The organism is Paeniroseomonas aquatica, from assembly GCF_030409335.1.
In the GTDB taxonomy this organism is placed as follows: Bacteria; Pseudomonadota; Alphaproteobacteria; order Acetobacterales; family Acetobacteraceae; genus Belnapia; species Belnapia aquatica.
In genome coordinates, this window is record NZ_JAUFPN010000276.1 from 1 (window position 1) to 3320 (window position 3320).

Here is a 3320-nt window from a genome sequence, read left to right on the forward strand (position 1 = left end):
CCGCCGGCCCCGGCTGCAGCGTGATGCGCAGCGCCCCGCCGGCGACCGCGACGCGCGGCGCGGCGACCGGCGCGGCGAGCTGCAGGACCAGGGTCTGGCTGGCGCCGCTGCCCGCGCGCCGCGCCTCGGCCACCACGCCGGCGCCGGCCTGCCGGCCGGGGCCGGCCCAGGCGATGTGCGGCAGCTCGACCACCAGCCGGGCCGGGCTGGCGGTGGCCGAGACCCGCCAGGCGCCGCCGCGGCCGAGCGGCACCACCAGCCGGGTCTCGCCGCGCACCGCGGTGAGCGTCATGCGCGGCGGGGCCGCGGCCCCGGCCGCGGCGGCCGGCAGCAGCAGCCCGCCGGCGGCGGCCAGCAGCCCCCGCCGGCCGATCGGCCGGTCGTTCATGGTGGCGGTCCCCGGCCGGCCGCGCGGCCGGCCCTCGCATCAACGGTCATCGGTGCTACGCCCCCCAGCGGTGCCGGGCCACCCTACCGGCAATCCCGGCGCGGGTGAAGCGAAGCGACCGGGACTGCCTGCGCGCGGGACGATAATTGCCCGGGCTGCGCAATTTCCAGGCGATCCGGCGGCGCCATGCCCTGCCCGGGGGTTGCATCCGGCATGGAGCAGCCTTGTGGAAGCGAAACCCCTCCCCTATGGTGAAGCGCCCCGGCGGCGCCCGCTGCCGGCGGAGGATTACGGCGCTGTCGCGCCGACAGGCCACGCGACCGACCGGTCCGCGGACCGTCGGCAACATTAGCGGTACGGTCTGGCATGGGGGGCGGGTTGATCCGCTCCCGCGTTTCGCCGGGCCGCCACCTGCCTCATTCCCCGGCATGGCCCCATCGGGCCTGCCGGCACGGGATGACCGGGCTGCCTCCTCCGTCCTTCGCGGGACCTGTCGCGTGACGGACCCTTGGCACCCCGCCTTCCGCGGGGCCGCCCCTGGTACAAGCGTGACCGACGCCGCCCCATCCGCGCCCGCGCGGCTGGCACCGGGGGCGCGAACCCTGGGGCGCCGCCCCGGGCCGCCACCGCGCGCCGCATCCGGCCCGCTGGCAGCCCGAGCCCGGCTGCCCCGCCGGATGAGGACGGATTGCCGCATGACGCCAGATCGCGCCGCGCACCCGCCCCCCTCCGGGTCACGTCACCCCGATCCGCCGCGACGCACCCCGGTGCCGCGCGGCGCGGAGCAACCGCTTCGATGACCAAGCGCATGCTGATCGACGCATCCCACGCGGAAGAAACCCGCGTGGTGGTGCTGGACGGCACGAGGCTCGAGGAATTCGACCTCGAGGCCGCGACCAAACGTCCGCTCAAGGGCAATATCTACCTGGCCAAGGTGGTCCGGGTCGAACCCAGCCTTCAGGCCGCCTTCGTGGAATACGGCGGCAACCGCCACGGCTTCCTGGCCTTCTCCGAAATCCATCCCGATTACTACCAGATCCCGGTTGCCGACCGGCAGCGGCTGATCGAGATGCAGGCCGCCGAGGCCCGCGAGGAGGAGGAATCCGAGGAGCGCGAGGCCGCCCTTGCCGACGCCCTCGAGGCTGCCGCCGATGCGACCCCCGAGGCGACGATCTCGCCCGCGGACGCCATGGCGCTGCTGGCCGAGGCGCCGCCGCCGGAAGCCTCCCCGGTCGAGGCGACGCCGACCGAGGCGGTCTTCACCGCCTCCGACCAGGCCGCCCCGGCCGCCGCCACCGCGGAGGAGGCCGCCGCGGCCGAGCCCGCCGCGACCGAGTCCCCCCTCATCGAGGCCAGCCCCCCCGGCGAGGGCGACCAGCCCGACTTCGCCCACCCCCCGGCCATCGAGACCGCCGACGACCGCACCGACGAGGAGCGGGCCGAGGACGCCGAGGCCGGCGAGGAGGACGCCCCCGCGCCCGAGACCATCGGCGGCGAGGGCCCGGAGGAGATGTCGCGCGAACGCCGCATCCCGCCGCGCTTCCTGCGCCACTACAAGATCCAGGAGGTCATGCGCCGCCGGCAGATCCTGCTGGTCCAGGTCGTGAAGGAGGAGCGCGGCACCAAGGGCGCCGCGCTGACCACCTACATCTCGCTCGCCGGCCGCTTCTCGGTGCTGATGCCGAACTCGCCCCGCGGCGGCGGCGTCTCCCGCAAGATCACCTCGGCGACCGACCGCCGCCGCCTGCGCGAGGTCATCGACGAGCTGAGCCTGCCCCAGGGCATGTCGCTCATCGTCCGCACCGCCGGCGCGCAGCGGCCGAAGCCCGAGATCCGCCGCGACTGCGAATACCTGCTGCGGCTCTGGGACAACATCCGCGACCGCACCATGGCATCGTCCGCCCCGGCGCTGATCTACGAGGAAGCGGACCTCATCAAGCGCTCGATCCGCGACGTCTATGCGCGGGACGTCGAGGAGATCCTGGTGGACGGCGAGGACGCCTTCCAGGAGGCCCGTGAGTTCATGCGCATGCTGATGCCGCAGCATGCCAAGAAGATCCAGCTCTTCCGCGACGGCGGCCTCTTCGCCCGGCACCAGGTCGAGGCCCAGCTCGATGCCATGCATTCGCCGATGGTCCAGCTGCGGTCCGGCGGCTACCTGGTCATCAACCAGACCGAGGCGCTGGTCGCCATCGACGTGAACTCGGGCCGCTCGACCCGCGAGCGGCACATCGAGGACACGGCGCTGCGCACCAACCTCGAGGCGGCGGACGAGATCGCCCGGCAGCTGCGGCTGCGCGACCTCGCCGGCCTCATCGTCATCGACTTCATCGACATGGAATCGGCCCGCAACGACGCGCAGGTCGAGCGCCGGGTCAAGGAGGCGCTGAAGCACGACCGCGCCCGCATCCAGGTCGGCCGGATCAGCCACTTCGGCCTGCTGGAGATGTCGCGCCAGCGGCTCCGCCCCAGCCTGACCGAGACCACCTTCGTCACCTGCCCGCATTGCCAGGGCCGCGGCCAGGTCCGCAGCCTCGAGAGCAGCGCCCTGCAGGTGCTGCGGGCGATCGAGGAGGAGGGCGCTAAGCGCCGCGCCGCCGAGATCTGCATCCATGTCGCCGCGCCGGTCGCGCTCTATCTGCTCAACCGCAAGCGCGACAAGCTGCAGGCGATCGAGGCCCGCTTCGGCATGGCCGTGGTCTTCGAGCCCGACGACACGCTGCTGCCGCCGAACTTCCGGCTGGAACGGCTGCGCGCCGCCGACCCGACCCGGGTGACCGAGACCGCCGCCGCCCCGCCCGCCGCGCTGCGGATGGACTACGCGCCGGAGGCCGAGGAGCCCGAGGCGGAGGACGTCCCCGACCTCGAGGAGGCGCCGGAGCCGGCGCGGGGCGAGGCCGCGAACGGCGCCGGGCGTGGCGAGACCGCCGCG

General features: G+C 74.5%; 1 protein-coding gene and 1 pseudogene. One reads left to right on the forward strand and one right to left on the reverse strand.

What is annotated here, in order from left to right; translation table 11 throughout:
- Window positions 1–388, reverse strand: a pseudogene (locus tag QWZ14_RS29380) (N-acetylmuramoyl-L-alanine amidase family protein); the annotation flags it as partial.
- 796 nt (window positions 389–1184) lie between these two features.
- Between QWZ14_RS29380 and QWZ14_RS29385 the strand changes: the two are divergent.
- Window positions 1185–3320 (forward strand): Rne/Rng family ribonuclease (locus tag QWZ14_RS29385; protein WP_290320620.1); only part of this gene is annotated, 2136 nt, incomplete at its 3' end.